Below are 24930 nucleotides of genomic sequence, written 5' to 3'. Positions count from 1 at the left end.
GGTATGAGTGCTGTTCCTCGTTCCGAAAAGCCGGCGGGCCGCTTCCGGCGCATGATGGACCGGCTCTCCTCGTCCCAGGAGGACCTGGAGTCCGAGGAGCTGCGGGAGGACGCCGCGACCGCCGGCTGCACCCGGATCGGTGACTGCCACGACCGGCAGATCGTCACGGTTACTGGTACCTTGCGCACGGTCACTCTGCGGCCGCGGGCCGGTGTTCCGGCCCTGGAAGCCGAGCTGTTCGACGGCTCGGCCGCCCTGGACGTGGTCTGGCTCGGCCGCCGCTCCATCGTCGGCATCGAGCCCGGACGCAAGCTGATCGCCTCCGGCCGTATCTCGCTGAGCCGGGGCCGTAGGGTGTTGTTCAATCCGAAGTACGAACTCAGACCCCTCGGACGGGAGTAGCCGGTGACGTCGCTCGACAAGCCGACCGAAGACGCCCAGGACGCCCAGCAGGATGCGCGGGCGGTGACCGAGGCCGCACTCTTCGAAGCGTTCGGCGGCTTGCGGGGCATGGTCGAAACGGTGGTGCCGGGCCTCCTCTTCGTCACCATCTTCACGATCAACAAGGATCTGCACTGGTCGGCGATCGCCGCCCTCGCCGTGTCCCTGCTGCTCGTCGTGGTCCGCCTGGTGCGGCGCGACACCGTGAAGCACGCCTTCAGCGGTGTCTTCGGCGTCGCCTTCGGTGTGGTCTTCGCGATGATGACGGGCAACGCGAAGGACTTCTACCTGCCGGGCATGCTGTACACGCTCGGGCTCGCCGTCGCCTATATCGTCACGACCCTCGCGGGTGTACCGCTGATCGGCCTGATGCTCGGCCCGGTCTTCAAGGAGAACCTCTCCTGGCGCACCCGCAACCCCGGCCGGAAGAAGGCGTACACGAAGGCCAGTTGGGCCTGGGGCCTGATCCTGCTCGCCAAGTGCGCGGTGCTCTTCCCGCTCTACTGGTGGGGCGACACCACCCAGTTCGGCTGGGTTCTGATCGCCCTGAAGATCCCGCCGTTCCTGCTCGCCGTCTGGCTCACCTGGGTCTTCCTGGCCAAGGCGCCGCCGCCCATCGACGTGTTCGCGGAGATGGAGGCCGAGGAGCAGGCGGAGAACGAGCGCAAGGCCGCCCTCGCGAACGAGCGCGGTGAGACCGCGGCCCCGGCCCGGCACCGCCGCGAGGCGTAAGCCCCAGGACGCCTGAGCAACGCTGTTCCACGACGAAGGGGGCGCCCGGAGAAATCTCCGGGCGCCCCCTTCGTCGTACCGCCGCGCGGAACGCCCTTCCGTCGGCGGTACGTCCTCCCGTCGCCGGGACGTCGTACCGCCGACGGGAACGGTTAGCTCGTCGCGTTCGTGTCGCGGCGGACCGACAGCAGGTCCTCCAGCTGCTCCTCACGGGCCTGGGCGGCCACGAAGAGGAGCTCGTCGCCCGCCTCCAGGGAGTCCTCCCGGGAGGGCGTCAGGACGCGGGTTCCGCGGATGATGGTCACCAGCGAGGTGTCCTCCGGCCACGCGACGTCGCCGACGGTCGTGCCCGCGAGGGCGGACTCCGGCGGCAGGGTCAGCTCGACGAGGTTGGCGTCGCCGTGGCTGAAGCGGAGCAGCCGCACCAGGTCGCCGACGCTGACGGCCTCCTCGACGAGGGCCGACATCAGCCGCGGGGTCGAGACGGCGACGTCCACGCCCCAGGACTCGTTGAACAGCCACTCGTTCTTGGGGTTGTTCACCCGGGCCACGACCCGCGGGACCCCGTACTCGGTCTTCGCGAGCAGCGAGACCACGAGGTTGACCTTGTCGTCTCCCGTGGCCGCGATGACCACGTTGCAGCGTTGCAGCGCGGCCTCGTCCAGGGAGGTGATCTCGCAGGCGTCGGCGAGCAGCCACTCCGCCTGCGGGACGCGCTCGACCGAGATGGCGGTCGGCGCCTTGTCGATCAGCAGGATCTCGTGGCCGTTCTCCAGCAGTTCGCCCGCGATCGAGCGGCCCACGGCACCGGCACCGGCAATGGCGACTCTCATCAGTGACCCGCCTCTTCCTCAGGGCCCTTGGCGAACGCCGCCTCGACCTTTTCCACCTCGTCGGTACGCATCATCACGTGCACGAGGTCGCCCTCCTGCAGCACCGTCTGGGAGGTGGACAGGATCGCCTCACCCAGCCGGGTGAGGAAGGCGACGCGTACGCCCGTCTCGTCCTGGAGGCGGCTGATCTTGTGGCCCACCCAGGCGGTGGAGGCGTGCACCTCGGCGAGCTGCACACCGCCCGTGGGGTCGCGCCACAGCGGCTCGGCGCCCGAGGGGAGCAGCCGGCGGAGCATCTGGTCGGCCGTCCAGCGGACGGTGGCGACGGTCGGAATGCCGAGGCGCTGGTAGACCTCGGCGCGGCGCGGATCGTAGATGCGGGCGGCGACGTTCTCGATGCCGAACATCTCGCGGGCCACGCGGGCGGCGATGATGTTGGAGTTGTCACCGCTGGAGACCGCCGCGAACGCGCCGGCCTCCTCGATGCCCGCCTCGCGCAGGGTGTCCTGGTCGAAGCCGACTCCGGTGACACGACGGCCGCCGAACCCGGAGCCCAGCCGCCGGAAGGCGGTGGGGTCCTGGTCGATCACGGCGACCGTGTGCCCCTGCTGCTCCAGGTTCTGGGCAAGCGCGGAACCCACTCTTCCGCAGCCCATGATGACGATGTGCACGACCGTCCTTCCGCATGTGAATGGTTACGGCTCAGGCTAAACAGGGTCTCAGACCGCCGCCCAAGCTACACACGCGCGGTCGACCAGGGGCACCCTTGCGCAGGTTCGCCTGCGGTTTTTCGCGGAACGCTCCGGGAACGCCGGTGAACGCAGGGTTCAGCGTCGTGTGATGCTGCGGACACTCGCGAGAGTCAGGATTCCGAGGCCGATCAGTCCGAGGGTGGCGCCGATGAGCTCCGCGCTCAGGTGCATGGGTCCTCCAGGGCGGTCGGGGAACAGGGTTTTGTCATATAGACACGTGGACCTTCCGGGCTGCGGAATCCGCAGCCGGAGCCCGCCCCGTTTTCACCCGGAGAGCAGATGATGTGCCGAAGAGGGACGGCGGGTGGGCGACTGCCAGTTCGAACCCTTACGATTCCCTGTTGTGTCCAAACTGACCGACGTGCCCAAGCGGATCCTCATCGGGCGCGCACTGCGCAGTGACCGGTTGGGTGAAACGCTTCTGCCGAAGCGCATTGCCCTCCCCGTCTTCGCATCCGACCCGCTTTCCTCTGTGGCGTACGCGCCTGGAGAGGTACTGCTGGTCCTCTCCATCGCGGGCGTGTCGGCCTACCACTTCAGCCCCTGGATCGCGCTCGCGGTCGTCGTGCTGATGTTCACGGTGGTCGCGTCCTACCGCCAGAACGTGCACGCGTACCCGAGCGGCGGTGGCGACTACGAGGTGGCCACCACCAACCTCGGTCCGCGGGCCGGCCTCACCGTCGCCAGCGCGCTGCTCGTCGACTACGTCCTCACGGTCGCCGTCTCCATCGCCTCCGGCATCGAGAACCTCGGCTCGGCGGTTCCCTTCGTGGTGCAGCACAAGGTGGCCTGCGCGGTCGCCGTCATCGTGCTGCTCACACTGATGAACCTGCGCGGAGTCAAGGAGTCCGGAAAGCTCTTCGCGATTCCGACGTACGTCTTCGTCGCGGGCGTCTTCATCATGATCGCCTGGGGCGCCTTCCGCGGACTCGTGCTCGGCGACAGCATGAACGCGCCGACCGCCGAGTACCACATCAAGGCCGAGCACCAGGGGCTCGCGGGCTTCGCCCTCGTCTTCCTGCTGCTGCGCGCCTTCTCGTCCGGCTGCGCGGCGCTCACCGGCGTCGAGGCGATCTCCAACGGTGTCCCCGCCTTCCGCAAACCGAAGTCGAAGAACGCCGCGACGACGCTCGCGGCGATGGGCCTGCTCGCCGTCACCATGTTCTGCGGCATCATCGCCCTGGCCATGACCACCAAGGTGCGCATGGCCGAGAACCCCGCCACGGACCTGATCCACAACGGCGTGGCGGTCGGTGCCGGATACGTCCAGAACCCGGTGATCTCCCAGGTGGCCGAGGCCGTGTTCGGCAAGGGCAGCTTCCTGTTCATCGTGCTGGCCGCCGCCACCGCGCTCGTCCTGTTCCTGGCCGCGAACACCGCGTACAACGGCTTCCCGCTGCTGGGTTCGATCCTCGCCCAGGACCGCTACCTGCCGCGCCAGCTGCACACCCGCGGCGACCGTCTGGCCTTCTCGAACGGCATCGTGCTCCTGGCCGGCGCCGCGAGCATGCTCGTCATCATCTACGGAGCCGACTCGACGCGTCTGATCCAGCTCTACATCGTCGGCGTCTTCGTCTCGTTCACTCTCAGCCAGACCGGCATGGTCCGCCACTGGAACCGCCACCTGGCCACCGAGACCGACCAGGCCAAGCGGCGCCACATGGTCCGCTCCCGGGCGATCAACACCTTCGGCGCCTTCTTCACCGGGCTGGTCCTGGTCGTCGTCCTGGTCACCAAGTTCACGCACGGCGCCTGGGTCGCCCTGCTCGGCATGGTGATCTTCTACGCGACGATGACCGCGATCCGTAAGCACTACGACCGCGTCTCGGAGGAACTGGCCGCCCCGGAGGGGCCGTCCGACGACAGCGTCCGCCCCTCCCGCGTCCACTCCGTCGTGCTGGTCTCCAAGATCCACCGACCGGCGCTGCGCGCCCTCGCCTACGCCAAGCTGCTGCGCTCCGACACCCTCGAAGCGCTCAGCGTCAACGTGGACCCGGCCGAGACCAAGACCCTGCGCGACGAATGGGAGCGGCGCGGCATCGACGTACCGCTGAAGGTCCTCGACTCGCCCTACCGCGAGATCACCCGGCCGGTCATCGAGTACGTGAAGGGCCTGCGCAAGGAGTCGCCGCGCGACGCGGTCTCCGTGATCATCCCCGAGTACGTCGTCGGCCACTGGTACGAGCACCTGCTGCACAACCAGAGCGCCCTGCGTCTCAAGGGCCGACTGCTGTTCACGCCGGGGGTCATGGTCACCTCCGTGCCCTACCAGCTGGAGTCCTCCGAGGCCGCGAAGCTGCGTGCCCGCAAGCGGCAGGACTGGAACGCGCCGGGTGCGGTGCGCCGGGGACCGGCCCACGAACGGCCCAAGGAGCACAGCCCGAAGGAGCACAGCCCGAAGAACTAGCGGTCGAAGGAGCCGAGCCCGAAGGACTGGCGGCCGAAGGAGCGCAGCCCGAAAATCGACGGGCGCGGGAAGCGCGCCGGAAGCACGTAGACTGGTGGGCTGTTGTCCGGCCGTTTCCCCCTTCTCATCTGGAGTCACCCCACCATGCAGGCAGAACCGAAGAAGTCGCTGGTGGGGGACGAGTACGAGGTCGAGATCGGCCCCGTGGCGCACGGCGGGCACTGCATCGCCCGTACGGACGAGGGCCAGGTCCTCTTCGTCCGGCACGCGCTGCCCGGTGAACGGGTCGTCGCCCGGGTGACCGAGGGCGAGGAGGGCGCGCGGTTCCTGCGCGCCGACGCCGTGCGGATCATCGACGCCTCCAAGGACCGCGTCGAGGCGCCCTGCCCGTACGCGGGTCCCGGTCGCTGCGGCGGCTGCGACTGGCAGCACGCCAAGCCCGGCGCCCAGCGCCGGCTCAAGGGCGAGGTCATCGCCGAGCAGTTGCAGCGCCTCGCGGGGCTCACGCCCGAGGAGGCCGGCTGGGACGGCACGGTGATGCCCGCCGAGGGCGACAAGCTGCCCGCGGGCGAGGTCCCGGCCTGGCGCACGCGCGTGCAGTACGCGGTCGACGCGGACGGCAACGCCGGACTGCGCCGCCACCGCTCGCACGAGGTCGAGCCCATCGAGCGCTGCATGATCGCCGCCCCGGGTGTCACCGAACTCGGCATCGAGGAGCGCGACTGGTCCGGCATGGAGGCCGTCGAGGCGATCGCCGCGACGGGCTCCCAGGACCGCATGGTCATCCTGGAGCCCCGCCCCGGTGCCCGCCTGCCCCTCGTCGAGCTCGACAAGCCGGTCTCCGTGATGCGGGTCGCCGAACAGGACGGCGGCATCCACCGCGTCCACGGCCGCGCGTTCGTGCGCGAGCGCGCCGACGGCCGCACCTACCGCGTCGGCAGCGGCGGCTTCTGGCAGGTCCACCCGATGGCCGCCGATACCCTCGTCAAGGCGGTCATGCAGGGTCTGCTGCCGCGCAAGGGCGACATGGCGCTCGACCTGTACTGCGGTGTCGGCCTCTTCGCGGGCGCGCTCGCGGACCGGATCGGCGACCAGGGCGCGGTCCTCGGCATCGAGTCGGGCAAGCGCGCCGTGGAGGACGCCCGGCACAACCTCGCCGCCTTCGACCGCGTCCGCATCGAACAGGGCAAGGTCGAGGCGATCCTCCCGCGCACCGGCATCAGCGAGGTCGACCTCATCGTCCTGGACCCGCCCCGCGCGGGCGCCGGCAAGAAGACGGTCGAACACCTCGTGTCCCTGGGCGCGCGAAAGATCGCGTACGTGGCCTGCGACCCGGCGGCGCTGGCCCGGGACATCGCGTACTTCCGCGACGGCGGCTACAAGGTGCGGACGCTGCGGGCGTTCGACCTGTTCCCGATGACGCACCACGTGGAGTGCGTGGCGATTCTGGAGCCGGTGAAGAAGGACGCCTGACCGGAGTCCCTGCCGAAGCGGACGGTGGTCCGCCACGGTCAAAGGCTCATCCCGTCCACGGTCAGTGGCGGCCGGCGCATGGCTCGCTGGAGCCAGCCGTATGTGCCGCCCTGTTCCGACGACGTACGGCGGAAGCGCGAAGGTCCGCTGCGGGCTGTTCCATCACCTTGGTCATGCCTCGCTCTCAGGCATCGTCCCCGGGTAGCGCCGAGAGGAACGCGTCGATGTCCTGGCGGACGTAGCGCGAGACGTCGGTCAGGACGGCGACGGTTTCCTTGAGTTCGTGAGCCAGCTCCGGGGCGGCGGCCCAGACCTCTGGCTTTCTGGTGATGACCGCGTACAGCAGGTCATCGTCGAACCAGCCGCTCTCGGCCTGCTTCGGCGCGGTGTCCCGCAGAATATCCACGGCCAGGGGCAGCAGCCAGGGCAGTCCCACGTCCTGCCCGATCAGCCGGGCCAGCTCGTGCGGCTGCAGGGTCGCGACCGGCCGACGCCGCAGCTCGTACACGTTCCGGGCCATGGGGGTCGTGTCCGCAGGAGGAACCGGCCAGCGCAGGCCCTCCAGCTTCTCAAGGGAGCTACCGCGGTCGAACTCTTCGGGCATCGTCGGATCCTCTCGTGCTCCGCCGCTGCGGCGCAAAGGCGTAAGCGGTCCTGGCGGCAGCAGTGTCGCGGCGGCGCCGCGAGTTCCTGACGCTCGAATGACGCCCGCTCGGGGCGCGCTGCGCGCCGCCGCATCGTCTACGCGTCCATGGAGAGAAGCACACCGCCAGGATCTGACAGCTCGGTAGTCAGACACCCCATGTCGTTGGAGGTCAAGCGGCAGAGGTGTAGGCATGGTGTGACCAGGCGGTGGTTTCGTCGTAGTGGGTACGGGTTTTGAGGCAGCCGTGGAGGATGCCGACGAGCCGGTTGCCGAGCTGGCGGAGGGCGGGGTTGTAGCCGACCTCGCGGGCGCGTTGCTTGTCGTAGTAGCGGCGGGCGCCCGGTGATCGCAGGGCGGCGAACGCCTGGGATTGCAGGGCGTCTGCGAGGCGGTTGTTGCGGACGTAGCGGGCCTGGACGCTGTGGCTCTTGCCGGAGGCTCGGGTGATGGGGCTGGTGCCGGCATAGTTCTTGCGGGCTTTCGCGTTGGCGTATCGGGTGGGATCGTCTCCGAACTCGGCAAGCACCCGGGCGCCGGTGATCTCCCCGATGCCAGGCATCGAGAGGTAGATCTCAGCGTCCGGGTGCGCCAGAAAATGGGTCTTCACCTGCTCTTCCATCGCGGCGATCTGCTCGTTCAGCGCGATGATCAAGCGGGCGTGGGCGGTGGCGGTGGCCGCGTAGGCGGCGGTGACCGGTTCGGGCAGACCAAGTTGCGGCTCACGCAGCGCGGCTTGGATGGTGGCCGCTTTCGCGTCCCGGTTGCGGCGGCGGTGGCGCGTCAGGACGGCGGTGATCTGGGTGCGGGTCAGCTTCGCCCCGGCTGCCGGGGCAGGTGCCTTGATCAGCAGTTCCAGCGCGTCCGTGCTGGTCAGTGTCAGGTCCGCGTATGCGGCCAAAGCGGCTGGGAAGTACTCGCGCAGAGTGCAACGCAGACGCTGGAAGGTGCGGGTGCGTTCCCAGATCAGGCTCTGGTGAGCACGGGCGACGACCTTGACGGCCTGGGCCTGCTCACTGTCCCCGGCCACCGGTCGAAGCTGGTCCCGGTCGATGCGGACCATGTCCGCCAGCGCGTGTGCGTCGCCCTTGTCACTCTTGGCGCCGGAGGAGGCATAGCGTTCCTTGAACCGGTTGACCTGGCGGGGGCTGATCGCGAACACCTGGTAGCCGGAGGCGATCAGGGCCTGCACCCACGAGCCGAGGTCGGTCTCGATGCCGACCACGACCTCGGCTGGGTCCAGGTCCGCGCCGCCGTGGCGGGCGATCAGTTCGTGCAGCTTCGCGATGCCTGCCACCCCTTCGGGCAGGTTCGCGGCGGCCAGTTTGTGGCCGGTCTCGTCCTGGACCTCGACATCGTGGTGGTCCTCGGCCCATTCATCACCGATCAGCAGCAACAGACCCTCCCCGTCTCGTACTTGACACAGCGGTGCAGCCTGCGGAAGGCGCGGCACGCGGCCTAATGGATCCAGTGCTCACGCCCCCGTGGGGCGGGCACGCCACCCCATCAGCGGTCTGGCCTCCCGGCCGACCAGCAGGGGCACGGTCTGACTCCAGAACTCGGCTGGTTCCGGCGGCGATAGTGCTCACCTGCTGGCGGCTACGGCACCGAGCATTCCCCGGCTCCGTAGCTCCCATTAGGCGGTTATCTGGGTTCGGCCGCCGGTGTGACCGCGTACCCGGAGACCGACCACGGGAGCTTGCGTCATCGTTTGTCGAGCCAAGCTCACGCGCCGACGCCTCAGGCCGTATCCCGGGTGTCCCAGCAGTGACGGAACCACGCCAGTGTCTCGGCGAGCAGTTCGCGGTTGTCGTCCCTCTCCAGGATGGAGAGCCGGAAGTTGGGACGCAGTTCCAGTTTTCCCTCGGGGATGTCGACCCCCTTCAGCTCATTGAGGCGCCGCAGGAGCTCGGCGCGCAACCCGCGGTCGGTGAAGGGCTCGCGCGCGGCGAGGTGTTGGAACCCCACCTCCGCCGTCCCGCCGCGTCCGTCGCCCAGGTAGAGCGTCAGCGGCCAAATGCCGCGGCCTTGTGACCCAGCTTCTCCGAGCATGAGAAACGCGCTCGTGGTGACCTTTCCGGCGCCGTGGCCGATCCATCCGCCGAGCTCCTGCCAATGGGCGAGAAGGGCACGGACGGCTTCGACCGTTTCGGGTGAGTCGTCTGCCACGAGCTGACGGAAGAACCGGTCGGCGCGGGTCTCTCCGTTCTGGCCCTGCGCGGTGCGCTGTGCTGTGCCGTCGTCGTCCGCCGGGGTGTCGTCTACGCCGGTGAGCAGGAGAGCGAGATCGTCGGCAGTGAGGCGTTGAACCGGATCGGCCGCACCGTTGACCGTGAAGCGGATGCCGTCCGTGGTCAACCGGGCTCTGACGTCGCCTTCTTCGTCCGGAGACGACCAGCGGAATCCGTCGGAGACTTTGCCCTCAGACGTGAGCACGCGGTAGGCGTTGGCCACGCCCTGGGTGTCGGCCAGGTGGTTTCCTACGGCCTGGGCGCCGGAGCCGAGAAACGCGGCTAGGTCACCGTAGGACGTCCAGGTGCCGTGAGGGAGTGTTGCGAGTGCCTGATGGGCCAGCTGCCAGTCGCGGCTGCGCTCACCTCGGCCCAAGCCGCGTCGAAGTCCATGCCCAGCGGCACTTCCTCGAACTCGGCGGGTACCGAGAAGTCGATCCGCATCACTGTCCGTTTCCTGGACCAGGATGCCGGTCGGAGGGGCCGGGCGGTGGCGGCGGGGGCCCGACCTGGCCGATCCGCTGCCGGTCGTGGAGATCTACCAGCCGTCGGTTCTTCTCGTACCAGCGCTTCATCCATCGAGGGATGAACACCGCGGTCACGGCCAACGGGATGGCGAAGACCAGCAGCACGGCGAGGGCGGCACCCGGTCGGTCCCGCAGCACTCCCGCGACGATGAAGCATCCGAGACCGAGCAGTGCGACGACGAGGGCAAATCTCTTTGACCCGTTGGCTTCGTAGGTGGTGACACCCTGGCGCGCCGACATCATCTCTTCGGCCGTGACGGGCCGGGTCGTGCCTGGCTGCGCGGCGGGAGCGTCCCACGTCGGCAGGAGTGGGCCTCCCGCGCGCAGTCGGTCCCGAGTCTGTTGGGCACGTTGTCGAACTGTCGGGGAATCGTTCCGGACAAAGATCAGGCGGATGGTGCTCCTGCTCGGCATCTCGGTTGCCTGGAGGTCGTAGCCGAACTCGAAGCCGATGGCCGTGATCTTGTTGGATTGACTGCCCTCGAAGCCGCCGAGGAGGAACTCGACGTGGCCTCGCCCGTCGAATCGGGACAGTATTTCCGGGTCTTTCATCGTGCGGCTCACTTCCCCTGCCTGGCTGTTCCGTCCCTCTTGCCGCCGCCGTTCCAGGCGTTCTCGAATGCGACGAGCAGATTGCCGCCCGAGGGTTCGTGGCTCATGGCTTCTCGGGTGCCGGCTCAGTCGTGCGGGACTTCCTCGATCACGGTTTCCTTGAAGCGCCACGAACCCCGGTTGCCTATGGCCTCCGCGCGCAGGCCCATCTCCCAGGCGATCCGGGCGGCTCGTTGCTGCGGCAGGTCGGGGTAGTCCTCGGGCTGGACCTTGACGTAACCACGGCGGTCGGCGGGGTACGTGCGTAGGGCTTCGCGGAGCTTCTCCTCCTGCTCTTCCCCCGTGGTGTGGTTGCCGGTGACGGCCTTGTACGCCTTGCGTATGCCAGCCGACGGCTTTCCACGGTCTCGCCGTCTCGCGGCGTCGGAGCCCCGCCAGGTCATCCAGCCGACGGCGCCGAGTGCGGCAAGCGCGAGCGCACCTGATCCGAGTGCCTCGCCCGTCGCGTCCGCCTGGCCCGGTGTCCGGGGGCGGAGTTCGCCCCGCAGGTCCTCGAGCACGGTCAGTTTCTGGCCGATGTCGTAGCGGTCGGACGTCGTCTTCATGGCTGGTCCCGGCACCTTGGTGCCGTCCTGATGTTCCAGTGTGTAGTTGTAGTCGCGGCCCTTGCGCCCTTGGGCCGGGTCGCGCCACTTCTTCACGACGGTGGCCGTGACCTTCTCCCCGCGCTGCTGCAGTGTGAGATCGTCGCGTGCCATGGTGGCGACGTACACGGACATCAGCGAGGTGATCACGATGAACAGCGCCGTGTACGTGCTGGACTCCTTGGCGCCCAGCTTCCGGATCAGCAGGATGAGCAGCACGCCGTGCACGATCCACAGGGGCACCAACAGGGCAGGACCGAAGTCGTCCGCCAGGAGGAACAGCCCCGCGATCGCCGCGAGCACGTAGCAGCCGATGCCTACCGCGAGCGGGACGGGGTAACGCGTACGCCTCGTCCGCGCCTCATCCTCGGCAGCACCGTTCATGCTCGTTTCTCCGTTTCTTCGGCGGCCAGATCGTCCGGTTTCGGCCTGTCGTCTCCCTGCGGTTCGTCCGTCGAGACCGACTTCATGATGCCGCTGAGTACCTCGAGGTAATCGGACCAGTGTGCGATGTCTTCGGTCGTGAAGACGAAGAGGGCCGACCCGGGGCCGGTTTTCAGCGGTAGACACAGCTGCAGCTGCAGCTGCCGGACCGTGGCCGGGACGGGGTTGTCCAGGCCGAACAGCGCGCCGGGTACCTGCAGATCCTGATCACGCAGGCAGAGGGCGGCGATGCCGTACGGCAGCATGACCAGCCCGATCTCGGCGTCCGAATACAGCTCGCGCCACTGCACGGCCGTGCGCCTGGCGGATCCCTGCCGGTCCTGGCTGCACAGTTCGGTGTGCGGTCTCTCCACAAGGACACAAAGCGTGCCCTGAGACAGTTCCCCATCACTCATGCGAAGGAAGCAGCTGGACACGTGCTCGGCGCCCGCCGCGATCATTGTCTGGAGGATGTACTCGCCCGACACGACGAGGCTGAACTTCTGCTCCGGCGTCGCGGTTGCGAAGAGCGTGTCCGTTGCGTCCGCCATCCTCAGGGATCCGCCTCGATGACCGCGGCGTACTCCGACCTCAGTTCCTCCCGGCCGTCGTTCAGGATCGCCTGGAGCTTCGGATCACTGTTCGTCCAGCCTTCGAAGTTCGCCTGGAACTCCTTGGAGAGTGTGATCTCCGGCCGCCCGGCGACGTCCTGCCCCGCCGGAGCGGAAGCGCTCGCGCTCGCCGAGGCCTTCTCGCCGCCGGCGTCCGCCCCCTTGATCTTGTCCGAGGACGAGTCGTCGCCCCCTCCCGAGCCGCAGGCGGTCAGCAGCAGGGCCGTGGATGCGGTGAGCGCGACTACGACGAGTCGGGCGGGGCGGTTCGCTTGGGACTCCTGTTGAGGTGGGGGTTGCTCAAGTAAACCAACGCTATCCGTGCGGTATGTGATGACACCAGTTGAGAAACCGTCAGGACAGGACAATCGGAGCTCACTTGGTGTCACTCGGACCCCTCCAGCCGTTGCCACTTGCGGGTGTGACGCTGGATGAGTGCCGATCGGCTCCGGAACTCAGGAACGGTTCGCCGGGCGGGTGCGGCGTCGGTGCGAAACCCAGGCGCCGCACGGCCCGCATCCGGTGCGGATGCGGTGAATGACAGGTCCTGATCAAAGGTTTGACCAAGCGTCGGACGTCGTCCTGCGTGCGTGATCGGGTCTCCTGCGACGGCTCTATCGAAGCTCGTTCGGGAGGATCTGGTGTCAGAAACAACCCGCAAGAGACGATGGCTCACGATCTGTGCCATCACCGCGTCTGCCGCCCTCGTCGCGATACCCGCGGGTGCGGCGTCCGGTCGGGGCGGCAGCCCCTTCGGGGCCCGTGCCCTCAAGCAACTCGCCGCCGAGCGCGCGCAGTCGGTGGGCGCTGTCACCCCCAAGGTGACGGCGGAGGGCGACGGCGGCGACGACGGCAATGAAGCCGACGAGATAGCGGAGGGCGCCGACCAGTACGCCGAGGCCCGCACCTCGCCCGGCGTCGTCGCGCCCGGCGCGTACGGTGCCGCGTGGAACAGCCTCGCCCAATTGGCTTCTACCGGCGGCAGTTGGCGGAACGTCACTGATCTTCCGTACAACTCCGACGACGGGCGCTACCGCGACTACGACTCCAACTCCAGCGGCGGTTCGGGCAATGTCACCGGGCGCCTGGCCGCGATGGCGGCCGACGGCGGGGGGTACGTCTACGCCGGCAGCGCGGGCGGCGGCGTATGGCGGTCCCGGTCCGGCGGCGGGCACTGGCAGCCCATCAGCGACAAGCTGTCCTCCCAGTCGACCGGCGCACTGGCGTTGGACGGGTCCGGGCGCCTGTGGCTGGGCACCGGCGAGGCGAACACCAACGCGGACGCGTACCTCGGCAGCGGGGTGTACGCACTGAGCGACCCGCACCACGGCACGTTCTCCTCCCGCAGCAGGGTCGGCGGTGACGAGCTGGAGAGCACCACCATCCACCAACTGCGGTTCGGTGGGGGCAAGGTGTGGGCTGCGACCAGCGAGGGTGTCTGGAGCCACTCCACGAAGACCCTCGGCGGCGCCTGGAAACTGGAGTTCGCGCCCAACCCGGACTACCTGCCGGGCGGTTCGCTGGCCGGCGACGCCTCGGCCCCGTACAAGAACATCACCAACGACATCGCGATCGACCCGAAGAACCCCGCCAAGGTGGTCCTCGCGGTCGGCTGGCGCAGCGGTGACGACTACAACGGCTTCTACACCAAGGGTTCCGGCGGTACCTGGACGCGGATCACTGGCCTGGGCGACCTGCCGTCCGACCCGGACAACGTCGGCGACGTCACCTTCGCCCGGTCCGCCGACGGTTCGCGCTACTACGCCATCGACCAGTCACCGGAGCAGCTGAACACCAACCCGGACAGTGGCCTGGAGGGCTTCTACGTCTCCAAGTCCGGTTCACCCACCGGGCCTTGGACGAAGATCGCCGACTACCAGCAGCTGGCGGCCGACGGTTCGGCGCTGACCTCCAGCGGTTACATGCCGGGCGTGCAGGCTTGGTACAACCAGTTCCTGACCGTCGACCCGGCGAACGCGGAGCACGTGTACGCGGGGCTCGAAGAGGTCTACGAGACCAAGGACGGCGGCAGCAGCTGGTCGACCGTCGGCCCGTACTGGAACTTCGGCTTCTCCTGCTGGAGCATCGACCCGGCCAAGCAGACCGGCGACTGCAACCAGACCACCCATTCCGACCAGCACGGCGTCGCCATCGGCAGCTACCACGGCAAGAGTTACGTGTACGTCGGCAACGACGGCGGCGCCTACAAGCGCCCGGTCAACGGTTCCCAGGACTCCTCGGGCCACGCCACCGACTGGACCTCCCTCAACGACGGCACCATCGACACCCTCCAGTACTACTCGGTGGGCATCGGCAAGGACCGTACGTACGGCGGAGTCTCCGTCACCGGCGGCCTGCAGGACAACGGCCAGTCGATTCTGCGCAGCAACGACAAGGTGATGGGCTCCAACTTCGGCGGTGACGGCGGCGACACCCTCACCGACCCGGCCGACGGCTGCAACATCGCCGAGGAATACGTCTACCTCTCCGTCCAGGTCACCCAGAACTGTGCCGTGAACGACGGTAGTTGGGTGACCGACCCCAGCAAGGTCACGTCGTACAACGTCGCCCCGGCCGACAACGCCACGAGCGAGGCCCGCTTCATCGCCCCGCTCGCGGCGGACATGAAGAACAGTTCGACGTGGATCGCCGGCGGCCGTCATGTCTGGGTGCAGACACATGGCTACGCCATCCGCAGCGGCGACGAGTGGACGAACCTCCACGACCTCGGTGCCGGGCGCACCGCGACCGCCGTCGCCGCGTCCGGCGGCAAGGTGTACGCCGCGTGGTGCGGCCCCTGCAACAACCAGGGCTTCGCGCGCGGTATCTCCGTCGGCAACGCGGACGGCACCGGCTGGCACGACATCACGCTCCCGGCCACCGGCGCGGACGGCGCGGTGCCCAACCGCTACCTCAGCGGCTTCGCCATCGACCCGAAGAACGCCGACCACGTGTATCTGGAGGTCAACGGCTTCTCCCGGCACTGGACCGAGGGACCCGGCGCGGGGGTCGGCCACGTCTTCGAGTCGACCGACGGCGGCACCACCTGGAAGGACATCTCCGCCAACCTTCCCGACGTACCGACCAACTCCGCGGTCGTCACGGCGAACGGCGGTCTCGCCGTCGCCACCGACCTGGGCGTGGTCTACCGGGCGCCGGGCCGTGCGACGTGGCAGCGCGTCGGACAGCTCCCGGCGGTCGCCGTGCTCCAGCTGAAGCTGAGCCCGGACGGCGCCACCCTGTACGCGGCCACCCACGGCCGCGGCATCTACACGATCAAGGTGCGCGACTGCGGCTGACGCACTGAAGCCGCAGGGGTGATCCCGGGTCTCCGGGGTCACCCCTGCGTCGTGTACGGCACCACACTCACGTGCAGGGTGAAGACGACGCGCGGCCCGCCGGCCACATCCGGCGCCTTCGCCGACACGGTGACGTCCGCCGTGCCGCCCCTTGTCCCGGCACAGCGCACCGAGACCCGGGCGGTGCCGTCCACCGCCGTCTCCCACCCGGAGACCAGAGCGAAAGCGGGCGCGGAACTCAGCGCGCCCGTCCACCGTTTGTCGTCGTTCCGTGGCCGGAGGACCAGGGACACCGTGGTGCCGGGCCGTACGCACAGGTGTCGTTCGGGCGCGTCACCGCGGCTGACGCCGACCTCCGCATGCCCGGCGGCGCACTTCCCCGGCGAGGCGGAGGGCGTGAGTGCGGGCGTGGACGGGCCGTGCCCGGTCGGACTCGCCGGGGCGGTCGAGGGCGGGCCCGCGGAGGCGCGCGTCGGCGCACCTGCAGACGATCCCGCCGATCCCGCAGAGTGGCTCCCGGACGGCCCGCCCGTCGATCCGCCACCCGCCGACGCGCCGCAGGCCGCGAGGGCCAACACTCCGGCGACCATCCACCCTCCGGCACACCACCGCATGTCCGCACCTCCCGGCCCGCTCGTCCGACCATCAGCATGCCCCGCCTACGGCATCGCAGCGGCCCCAAGCCCCGCGGCGTACTCGGCCGGGCGAAAAGACGGGCGAAAATCGGACATCGTGCAGGGTGATGGATGCCGGTCCGGGATTATGGACCAACGATGACAGTCCAGACACCAGGCCGTGATTCCGCCGACTACACCCCGTTCGCGCACCTCACCGTCCCCAACACCGCCCTCTACCGGCAGGTGATGCGGGCTTTCCTCGCCGCCAAGGAACGGTTCGCGGTGCATCTGCGGCCGGAGGATGTGCACGCCGCCATGGAGCCGGGGAGTCGGCCCGGTGATGTCGAGGCCGTGGTGAAGGCGCTGGACAGTCTGGTCGGATGGGGCAATCTGCGGTCCGATCCGGACACCGCGCGGGTGACGGCGGTCGAGGACTTCTACCGGAAGCGCTACATCTACCAGCTCACGCGGGCCGGCGAGGCGGCCGAGGGGGCGCTGGGGACGTACGACGAGGTGCTGGGGCGGCGTGGGGAGCTCCAGGCGGTCGCCCTGCACGACATCGTCACGCAGTTGCGGGCACTGCTGGTGATCGCGGCGGAGGAGGAGCCGGACCCGGCCAAGGCGTACGTCGCCCTGTCCGTGCTGACGGCACGCTTCACCGATCTCGCTGACAACGCCCGTGCCTTCATGGGGTCCCTCCAGCGGACCATCGACCTGCACGACATCGAGGTCGAGGCGTTCCTCGCGTACAAGGACCGGCTGATCCAGTACCTGGAGCGGTTCATCCAGGACCTCATCGCGCTCGGCGGGCGGATCGCCCTGCTCATCGGGGAGTTGGAGGCGCAGGGCCGGGTGGAACCGCTGCTGCGGCTCGCCGCGGTCCGGGAGGCCGCCGACGCCGCTCCCGAGGACGCCGACCAGGCCGAGGCCGCGACGCGGGAGAAGTGGGCCGCCCGGTGGTCCGGGCTCGCGGAGTGGTTCGTCTCGTCGGAGGAGCGGGCGTCGCAGGCCCGGCTGCTGCGCGGACGGGCCCTCGGGTCGATCCCGCAACTGCTGTCGGTCGTTAGGCAGTTGAATGAGCGGCGGGCGGGTCGTTCGGATCGTTCGGCCGACTTCCGCGCGCTGGCACGCTGGTTCGCCCAGGCGCCGGACGACGAGACGCGACACCGGCTGTGGCGGGTGGCGTTCGGGCTGTACTCCTCCCGGCATCTGACGGTGGACGCCGACACGCTGGCCGAGCGTGCCGCCTCGCCGGAGCCTGCCTTGACGCCGTGGCGCGAGGCGCGACCACTGCGGATCAGCCCCCAACTGCGCCGTACCGGCAGCTACGAGCGGCGCGGCAAGCCTCGCAGGGTGGCGGACCGGCGCGACGCGAAGCGCAGGCTCGCCGAGATCGCCGCCCGGCAGGCGGGAGAGGCCAGAGAGGCCCGGGACCAACTCGTGACGGGCGGCCCGGTGCGGCTGTCCCGGCTGGGGGAACTCGACTCCCCCTCCTTCCAGTTGTTCCTGCGCCTGCTCGGTGACGCCCTCGCCACCTGGCGGCCGGGTATGACCACCACCACGGCCACCAGCGGGGACGGCTCGATGGAGATCCGGCTGACCGCGCCCGGTGACGGCTCGACGGCCGAAGTGCGCACGCCGGACGGGGTGTTCAGCGGCCCGGATCACCTGGTCGAGATCGTCGACCTCACGGCGGGGGAGAGCGGCCCGGTCGACGCGTCAGCCGGTCCGGCCTTCGGGCCGGTCGAGCCGGGTCCGGCGACCGCCGTGTCCGTCCCCCGGGCGGGTGTCCCCCACCAGCCCTCCCGGACCGCCACAACCATGGGGGAGGACCGATGACCGGCCCCCTGGTCGAGGTTCTCGACGGCCAGCGCGAGGCCGATCTGCAACGGGCCGCGCGAGCCCTGCTGAAGGAGCCCCTGCTCACCGCCGACGGGCCGCACGCCGACGCGTTCCGGCTGGTGCGCCGGCACTCCGCCGAACTGCGGGAGTGGTTCGAGCGCAACGTCGGCTGGACACTGCGCACGGACGCCGACGCCGCACGGCTGCGCAAGACGCCGGGGACCCTCACCGACGCCACGCACCCGGCCCGCGAGGCCGGCCGGTCGGCGCTGCCCTTTTCGCGGCGACGATACGTCCTGATGTGCCTGACCCTGGCCGCGCTGGAGCGGGGCGAGTCGCAGGTTGCGCTCGGACGCCTCGCCGAACAGGTCGTCCTGGCCGCCGCGGACCCCGAACTCGTCGCCGCCGGGATCACGTTCACCCTGGAGCGGCGCGACGAGCGCGTCGACCTCGCGGCCGTCGTACGACTGCTGCTGCGGCTCGGAGTGCTGCGACGGGTGGCCGGTGACGAGGACGCGTACGTCAGCCAGTCGGGAGACGTGCTCTACGACGTCAGGCGGCGCGTGCTCGCGGGGATGCCCGCGGCCCGGCGCGGCCCCTCCCTGATCGAATCCCAGGGGTTCGAAGAACGCCTGGTGGAGATGACGGCGCAGACCGCGCTCGACAGCGACGAGCTGAGGTTCCGCGCGATCCGCTGGAAGCTGACCCGCCGCCTCCTCGACGACCCGGTGCTCTACTACGACGACCTGACCGACGAGGAACTGGCCTATCTCACCCGGCAGCGCGGCTTCATCACCGCGCGCATCGGCGAACTGACCGGACTGGTCGCGGAGGTCCGTTCCGAAGGCGTCGCCATGGTCGACCCGCACGACGAGCTCACCGACGTACGTATGCCGGAGCAGGGTACGCACGGGCACATCACCCTGTTGCTCGCCGGGCATCTGGCACGGGCGGACGGGCCGGTCGATCCCGCTGAACTCGCTTCCCGGGTGCGTGAACTGGCCGCGGAACACGGTGGGTTCTGGTCCAAGTCCGCGCGAGAGCCGGGAACGGAGCCCGAGTTGGTGGAGCAGGCCCTGGAGAAGATCGTGGCGCTGGGACTCGCCGAACGCACGGAGCAGGGTGTCGTGCCGCGACCGGCCCTCGCGAGGTACGCGGTCGGCGAGCCCGTGGTCAGGGAGCCGGGGCGTGCCCATCACCCGGCTGTGGCACCGGACTTGATCGTGAAGGACGAAAGGTGAACCGCGCCGTGACCGCGCTCCCCAACCCCGCGCCGGGCCGCTGGCGGCCCCTGCGCATCGGGCTCGTCGACCTGTTCCACTACGACGTCGAGGAGTTCTGGTTCCGCGACGGCCGGCTGCTGCTGCGCGGCAACAACGGCACCGGCAAGTCGAAGGTGCTCGCCCTCACCCTGCCGTTCCTGCTCGACGGAGACCTCTCCGCCCGCCGTGTCGAGCCCGACGGCGACCCGGGCAAGCGCATGGAATGGAATCTGCTCCTGGGCGGCGAACACCCGCACCCGGAACGGCTCGGCTACACCTGGATCGAGTTCGGACGGCTCGACGAGACCACGGGCGAGCCGCGTTTCCGTACGCTGCTCTGCGGACTGAAGGCGGTCGCCGGACGCGGCATCGCCCGCCACTGGTTCGCGGTGACGGACCAGCGGATCGGTGCCGGCCTCGACCTGCTCGACGCCACCGGCACGGCCCTGTCCCGGGACCGTCTCGCGGAGGCTGTCGCGGGGCGCGGCATGGTCTACGACACCGCGAAGACGTACCGCAGAGCGGTCGACGAGGCGCTCTTCGGGCTCGGAGAGCGCCGCTACGGGGCACTCGTCGACCTGCTGATCCAGCTGCGCCAGCCGCAACTGTCCAAGCGGCCCAACGAAGCGGCCCTGTCCAGGGCGCTGACCGAGGCGCTGCCGCCGATGGACCAGGCGGTCATCGCCGACGCGGCCGAGGCCTTCAGGTCGCTGGACGAGGAGAAGGAGGAACTGCGGGCGGCGCGCGAGGCGGAACAGGCGTCGTCGGCGTTCCTCGACCACTACCGGCGCTACGCCCGTATCGCCTCCCGGCGCCGGGCCCGCCTGCCCCGCAGCGAACACGCCCGCTACGAGCACCTCCAGCGTGAACTCCTCAAGGCACAGGCCGACCGCGAACAGGCCGTGACGGACCGGAAGGAGGCCGGGGAAAGGGCAGCCGCACTCGACGAGCGGGCCGCGCGGCTGAAGGCCCAGGACGCCGCCCTGCGCACCGGACCCGAAATGCGCGACGCCCGCGAACTCGAACAGGCGGCGGCCGACGCCTCCCGCACGGCAGGAGAACGGACGCGTGCCGAGGAGGACCGCCGGACGGCGTCCGAGGCCCACACCCGGGCCCTCGGCCGGCTCGCCACCGCCGGGCGGCGGCGCACCGCGGCGCTCAGTGCGCTGGACGACCTCCAGGGCCGGGTCGACGAGACCGCCGCGACAGCCCGCCTCGACTCGCCGCGGACCCAGGGAGCACCCGAGGCGGCCCTGCGCCGGGAGGCGGACGAGGCGACAGCGCGCAGACGGCGTGCCGTCGCCCATGTGGAGGAACTCGCCACCCGGGCCGAACGCGCCGAGGAGGCCCGCGGGGCGGCCGGGCTACGCGCCGACGAGGCCGACGAAGAGGTCGTGCACAGCGGGGAACGGCTGGCCGAGGCCGAGGAGAACGCCGCCGGAGCGGGGCGCGCACTGATCGCGGAGGTGCGGGAACGCCTGTCCCGCTGCACGGAGTTGCGCCTGCCGGGCCTGCCCGGGATCCTCGACGCGGTCCAGGGCTGGGTGAGCTGCCTGGACGGCCCCCACCCGGCGCTCGCGGCGGCGGCCGGGGCCCATCGCGACTTCGCCTCCGAACTGGCCGACCGGGCGGCCGTTCTGGCCCACCGGGAGGCGGGACGGGCGGACCGGCAGCGCCTCGCGGTCGAGGAGCTGGCCGATCTCGAAAGGGGCGGGCAGCGCGGCCCGTCGGCTCCGTACACCCGCACGCCCCAGGTCCGGGAACGGGGGCCAGGCGCCCCGCTGTGGCGGCTCGTCGACTTCCGGCCCCACGTCACCGAAGCCGAACGCGCGGGACTGGAAGCCGCGTTGGAGGCATCGGGACTCCTCGACGCCTGGGTGCGGCCGGACGGGTCCGCGGTGGCGGCGGGCGGCCACGACGTGCTGCTCGACCCGGCCGACCCGTTCGGCGGCGCCGGTCTCGACCGCGCGCTGTGCCCGGCCGTCGACCACGCGGACGCGGGGGCCGCCGCCGTCGGGGAGCGGACGGTCGAACGGGTGCTCGCCGCGATCGGACTGGCCGGACCGGACGGCAGCGGGCCCGCGGCGACCCCCTGGGGAGTCGAGGGCAACGACACCTGGGTCTCCGTACACGGCAGATTCCGCGTCGGCGCGCTGACCGGCAGCTGGGCCAAGAGCAGCGCCCAGTACGTGGGCGAGGGGGCACGGGAGCAGGCGCGCCGGGCCCGGATCGGTCAACTGCGCATCGAAATCGGTGTCTTGGAGGTCGAGTGGGAGCAACTGGCCGAGGAACGGCGCGTTGTCGCCGAGCGTCGCCGTGTCCTCGACGCCGAACTCGCCGCGGTACCCGGCGACGACGCCCTGCGCCAGGCCCACGCGCGCGTCACCGCCGCGGCCGACGCGGCCCACCGGGCCCGTACCCGACACCGTGAACGGATGGCGGACCTGGCCCGCGCGGACGCGGCCGCGCACCGAGCCGCCGCCGAACTCACCGAGACCGCGGCCGACATGAACCTCCCCGCCGACCGGGCCGGACTGGGCGCCGTGCTCCAGGCACTCGCCGACCACACGGCTCTCCTCGCAGCGCTCTGGCCGGCGTTGAGAGAACGCGCGGAGGCCGAGCACGCGGTCACCGGCGAGCAGGCGGAGACCGAACGGGCCGAACTCCGGGTCCACGAACTCGCGGAGCGCGCGACGGAGGCGACCCGGCTCGCCGCCGCCGCGGACGAACACCTCACCACCCTCCGCTCCACGGTCGGAGCAGCCGTCGCCGACCTCCAGCGGCGGCTGGAGGCGACCACCGCGGCCGCACGCGACTGTGAGCACGGACGGCAGCGGGCCCAGGAGGACATGGGCGAGGCGGACCGCCGCGCCAGCCACGCCGAGGGACGCATCGAGCAGCTCGGCGAAGGTGTCACGGAAGCGACCGCCGCTCGCGAGCGGGCCGTCGCGGCCCTGCAGCGGTTCGCCTCGACGGGACTCCTCGTCGTCGGCCTTCCCGACGTCGTCGTACCGGACGGCGACGGCGGGGCCTGGGCGGCGACCCCGGCCGTCAACCTCGCCCGCGCCATCGAGTCCCGACTGTCCGCCACCGACGACTCGGACGCGGCCTGGGAGCGCGTACAGAAGCGGCTGAGCGAGGAGTTCAGCAGACTCCAGGACGCGTTGTCCCGGCACGGACACACCGCGACGGCCCGGACGGGCGAGGACGGTATGCGGGTCGACATCGTCTACCAGGGCCGCGAACGCGCCGTCCCCGAACTCGCCGAAGCCCTTTCCGCCGAGGTCGCCGAGCTCACCCGCATCCTGTCCGCGCACGAGCGCGAGATCCTTCAGACCCATCTGATCACCGAGGTCGCCGGCACGCTGCAGGAGCTGATCGGCGCCGCCGAACTGCAGGTGCGCGCCATGAACAAGGAGCTGGAGGAGCGCCCGACCTCGACGGGAATGAAGCTGCGGCTGGTCTGGCGGTCGTCCCGCCGGGCCCCGCAGGGACTGGCCGCGGCCCGTGAACGGCTGCGCCAGTCCGCCGACGCCTGGTCACCGCGCGACAGGGACGCGGTCGGCGCGTTCCTCCAGGAACAGATCGCGCGCCGCCAGGCCGACGACAGCACCGGCAGCTGGCTGGAGGATCTCACCGCGGCCCTCGACTACCGCGCCTGGCACGAGTTCGGCGTCGAACGCCACCAGCACGGCAAGTGGGTACCGGCCACCGGGCCCGCCTCCGGCGGTGAACGGGTCCTCGCGGCGTCCGTGCCCCTCTTCGCCGCCGCGTCCTCCCACTACGCGAGCGCGGGAGGCGCCCACGCGCCGCGACTGGTCACCCTGGACGAGGCGTTCGCCGGCGTGGACGACGACTCCCGCGCCAAGTGCCTCGGTCTGCTCCGCGCGTTCGACCTCGACGTCGTCATGACCAGCGAACGGGAATGGGCCTGCTACCCGCAGGTGCCCGGGATCGCCATCGCCCAGCTCTCCCGCGTCGACGACATCGCCGCCGTCCTCGTGACCCGGTGGGAGTGGGACGGCCGCGACCGGAGGCGTGGCGCGGAGCCCGGCGGACCGATGAACACCCCGACGGAGCCGGCCGCGGTCGGGGCGCCGGCCGGGGCGATGGCACCGTCAGCGGGGCAGGGGTGGGACACCGCCGCGAACGGCACCGAGGAGCGGGGGTCCTCGTGGACATGAAACCTCCCGTGCCGCCGTCCTCGACGACCGGGAGGACGTCATGGGAGGCCGGGCCTCGGGGTCCGGTGGGGCGGGAAGACGGGACGGGCGTCGCGCAAGCGGCGCCCTCCGCGGCACCGCAGGCCGTCGAACAGGCCGACACCGAACGCCTCGGCAGGCTGCTGGGTGACCCTGGCCTCGCCTGGCTTCTGGAACGGGCCCGCCAGCGCATGGCACGTGGCCGTGCGCTCATCGGCCCGGTCACGCTGTCCCACCCCGATGAATCCCAACGTCGAGCCGTCGAACGACTGTTGGGTCGGGCGCCGCAGGCCGGCCGCTCCCTGACCGTTCGCCTCGAGGCGGTGGACGCGATCCTGCGCCGCTCCGGTGCCGGCCGTGCCGGACTGGCTGCCGCCGTCGTGACCCTCACCGGCCCCGTCACGCCGCACGCCGAGGCGCGGGAGAGAGAGTCGCGGGCATGGGAAGAGGCGTACGCACCCCTGGGCACCCTTGGCCCCGGGCTCGCCGGCTGGGCGGAACGGATACGCAAGGACGGTCTCGTACGGCGGCTCGCGCACACACCGGAAGCCGCCGGCCCCCTGGTGGAGGCCGCGGTGCGGGCGCTGCTCTCGCTGCCCGTCGTACCCCCGACGTCACGCGCGACGTTCGCGGCGCGCAACCTCTCGGGCGCGCATGCCCTGGACGAGGGGACGCCGCTCGCCGCTCTCGTCCTGTCGGGCCTGCGTTCCCTGACGGGTTTCCCCGACGGGGCCGGTGCCGAGTGGCGGCGGGACGCGTGGGCGTCTGCCGGTCTTCTCAAGGACGACGTGTCATCGACCGTCCTGTCCCTGAACCTACGGGGCACTCCGTCCCTCGACTGGATGGCCGATGCCGGTGAGCCCGCGGTCCTGACCTTGCGCTCCCTCACCCGTCACCCGCAGGCTCCCGCCGTTCCGGAGACGGGAACCGTCCATGTCTGCGAGAACCCTGCCGTGCTGTCCGCCGCCGCCGACACCCTTGGCGCGGCCTGCCCGCCCATGGTGTGTCTCCAGGGCCAGCCCTCGGCCGCCGCGCTCGCCCTGCTGCGTGGCCTGTCCGCCCAGGGAGCCGGCCTTCTCTACCACGGAGACTTCGACTGGGGCGGTGTACGGATCGCCACGGCACTGCGGCGCAATGTCCCCTGGCTGCCCTGGCGCTACACGGCCGCCCACTACCGGGCGGCGGCGACCGGGATGGGCGAAGCCGCCCGGACGCTGACGGGCTCGCCCGCCGCCACTCCATGGGATCCCGACCTGGCCGTCGCTCTCGCCGAACGCGGGGTCCGGGTCGAGGAAGAGGTGGTACTCGACGCTTTGCTTTCGGACTTGGAGCGGCATGGTCGTGCAGGGCGGGGGTGCTGAAGGGCAGGCGACGGCGCAGGCCCGGCAGGCCCGGGCGCGGAGGCCGGCACCGGTGCGAGCACTCCTGGATTCGGCTGT

19 protein-coding genes are annotated in these 24930 nt (G+C 70.5%); 9 read left to right on the top strand and 10 right to left on the bottom strand.

Going from position 1 to position 24930, the window contains the following annotated elements; translation table 11 throughout:
* Nucleotides 1-3 precede the first annotated feature (3 nt).
* On the top strand, nt 4-402 hold the full coding sequence (locus ACZ4N5_RS13900; RefSeq protein ID WP_467757313.1) for an OB-fold nucleic acid binding domain-containing protein: 399 nt from the start codon (nt 4-6) through the stop codon (nt 400-402).
* Nucleotides 403-405: 3 nt separating this feature from the next.
* On the top strand, nt 406-1173 hold the full coding sequence (locus ACZ4N5_RS13895) for a DUF3159 domain-containing protein (RefSeq protein ID WP_467757312.1): 768 nt from the start codon (nt 406-408) through the stop codon (nt 1171-1173).
* A 152-nt stretch (nt 1174-1325) separates the two neighbouring features.
* Here ACZ4N5_RS13895 and ACZ4N5_RS13890 read toward each other — a convergent pair whose 3' ends face one another.
* Nucleotides 1326-2006 (bottom strand): potassium channel family protein, encoded by a 681-nt coding sequence (locus ACZ4N5_RS13890; protein ID WP_261707696.1) that lies wholly within the window; start codon nt 2004-2006, stop codon nt 1326-1328.
* Nucleotides 2006-2677, bottom strand: a complete 672-nt coding sequence (locus ACZ4N5_RS13885) for a potassium channel family protein (protein WP_467757311.1) — start codon at nt 2675-2677, stop codon at nt 2006-2008. Before ACZ4N5_RS13885 ends, ACZ4N5_RS13890 begins: the two co-directional genes overlap by 1 nt.
* A 424-nt stretch (nt 2678-3101) precedes the next feature.
* Between ACZ4N5_RS13885 and ACZ4N5_RS13880 the strand changes: the two genes are divergently transcribed.
* On the top strand, nt 3102-5165 hold the full coding sequence (locus ACZ4N5_RS13880; protein WP_467757310.1) for an APC family permease: 2064 nt from the start codon (nt 3102-3104) through the stop codon (nt 5163-5165).
* A gap of 144 nt (nt 5166-5309) precedes the next feature.
* A complete protein-coding gene (locus tag ACZ4N5_RS13875; RefSeq protein WP_467757309.1) occupies nt 5310-6638 on the top strand; it encodes a class I SAM-dependent RNA methyltransferase in 1329 nt (442 codons plus the stop codon).
* A 184-nt stretch (nt 6639-6822) separates the two neighbouring features.
* On the opposite strand, the gene ACZ4N5_RS13870 is transcribed toward ACZ4N5_RS13875, so the two are convergent.
* The 7 genes from ACZ4N5_RS13870 to ACZ4N5_RS13840 all read right to left on the bottom strand — a co-directional run bounded on the left by ACZ4N5_RS13870 (nt 6823) and on the right by ACZ4N5_RS13840 (nt 12637).
* Nucleotides 6823-7242: a contact-dependent growth inhibition system immunity protein gene (locus tag ACZ4N5_RS13870; RefSeq protein ID WP_467757308.1), complete on the bottom strand. Its 420-nt coding sequence runs from the start codon at nt 7240-7242 to the stop codon at nt 6823-6825.
* 211 nt (nt 7243-7453) lie between these two features.
* On the bottom strand, nt 7454-8677 hold the full coding sequence (locus ACZ4N5_RS13865; protein ID WP_467757307.1) for an IS110 family RNA-guided transposase: 1224 nt from the start codon (nt 8675-8677) through the stop codon (nt 7454-7456).
* A 344-nt stretch (nt 8678-9021) separates the two neighbouring features.
* Nucleotides 9022-9888, bottom strand: a complete 867-nt coding sequence (locus ACZ4N5_RS13860) for an MGMT family protein (protein ID WP_467757306.1) — start codon at nt 9886-9888, stop codon at nt 9022-9024.
* Nucleotides 9889-9955: 67 nt separating this feature from the next.
* Complete coding sequence (locus ACZ4N5_RS13855; protein ID WP_467757305.1) at nt 9956-10591, bottom strand: hypothetical protein; 636 nt, start codon at nt 10589-10591, stop codon at nt 9956-9958.
* A gap of 125 nt (nt 10592-10716) precedes the next feature.
* Nucleotides 10717-11619 carry a hypothetical protein gene (locus ACZ4N5_RS13850; RefSeq protein WP_467757304.1) on the bottom strand — a complete coding sequence of 301 codons (903 nt, stop codon included), beginning with the start codon at nt 11617-11619 and terminating at the stop codon, nt 10717-10719.
* On the bottom strand, nt 11616-12209 hold the full coding sequence (locus ACZ4N5_RS13845) for a hypothetical protein (protein WP_467757303.1): 594 nt from the start codon (nt 12207-12209) through the stop codon (nt 11616-11618). The genes ACZ4N5_RS13850 and ACZ4N5_RS13845 overlap by 4 nt, the downstream gene beginning before the upstream one ends.
* A gap of 2 nt (nt 12210-12211) precedes the next feature.
* On the bottom strand, nt 12212-12637 hold the full coding sequence (locus tag ACZ4N5_RS13840) for a hypothetical protein (RefSeq protein WP_467757302.1): 426 nt from the start codon (nt 12635-12637) through the stop codon (nt 12212-12214).
* A gap of 273 nt (nt 12638-12910) precedes the next feature.
* Here ACZ4N5_RS13840 and ACZ4N5_RS13835 point away from each other — a divergent pair, with 273 nt between their 5' ends.
* A complete protein-coding gene (locus ACZ4N5_RS13835; RefSeq protein WP_467757301.1) occupies nt 12911-15568 on the top strand; it encodes a WD40/YVTN/BNR-like repeat-containing protein in 2658 nt (885 codons plus the stop codon).
* A 38-nt stretch (nt 15569-15606) separates the two neighbouring features.
* On the opposite strand, the gene ACZ4N5_RS13830 is transcribed toward ACZ4N5_RS13835, so the two are convergent.
* Nucleotides 15607-15762 carry a hypothetical protein gene (locus ACZ4N5_RS13830; protein ID WP_467757300.1) on the bottom strand — a complete coding sequence of 52 codons (156 nt, stop codon included), beginning with the start codon at nt 15760-15762 and terminating at the stop codon, nt 15607-15609.
* Nucleotides 15763-16341: 579 nt separating this feature from the next.
* On the opposite strand from ACZ4N5_RS13830, the gene ACZ4N5_RS13825 reads away from it, so the two are divergent.
* Genes ACZ4N5_RS13825 through ACZ4N5_RS13810 form a run of 4 tightly spaced genes read left to right on the top strand, consistent with a single transcriptional unit; the run spans nt 16342 to nt 24852 of the window.
* The gene (locus ACZ4N5_RS13825) at nt 16342-18024 is read left to right on the top strand and encodes a TIGR02677 family protein (protein ID WP_467757299.1); all 1683 of its coding nucleotides are present in this window, start codon (nt 16342-16344) and stop codon (nt 18022-18024) included.
* Nucleotides 18021-19268: a TIGR02678 family protein gene (locus ACZ4N5_RS13820; protein ID WP_467757298.1), complete on the top strand. Its 1248-nt coding sequence runs from the start codon at nt 18021-18023 to the stop codon at nt 19266-19268. The genes ACZ4N5_RS13825 and ACZ4N5_RS13820 overlap by 4 nt, the downstream gene beginning before the upstream one ends.
* The gene (locus tag ACZ4N5_RS13815; RefSeq protein WP_467757297.1) at nt 19265-23473 is read left to right on the top strand and encodes a TIGR02680 family protein; all 4209 of its coding nucleotides are present in this window, start codon (nt 19265-19267) and stop codon (nt 23471-23473) included. The genes ACZ4N5_RS13820 and ACZ4N5_RS13815 overlap by 4 nt, the downstream gene beginning before the upstream one ends.
* A complete protein-coding gene (locus ACZ4N5_RS13810) occupies nt 23470-24852 on the top strand; it encodes a TIGR02679 family protein (RefSeq protein WP_467757426.1) in 1383 nt (460 codons plus the stop codon). Before ACZ4N5_RS13815 ends, ACZ4N5_RS13810 begins: the two co-directional genes overlap by 4 nt.
* Nucleotides 24853-24930: the final 78 nt, after the last annotated feature.

Source organism: Streptomyces sp. NPDC026500 (assembly GCF_055567635.1).
The sequence above is the reverse complement of the archived record's forward strand: the minus strand, read 5'-3'. Positions and strand labels throughout refer to the sequence as shown.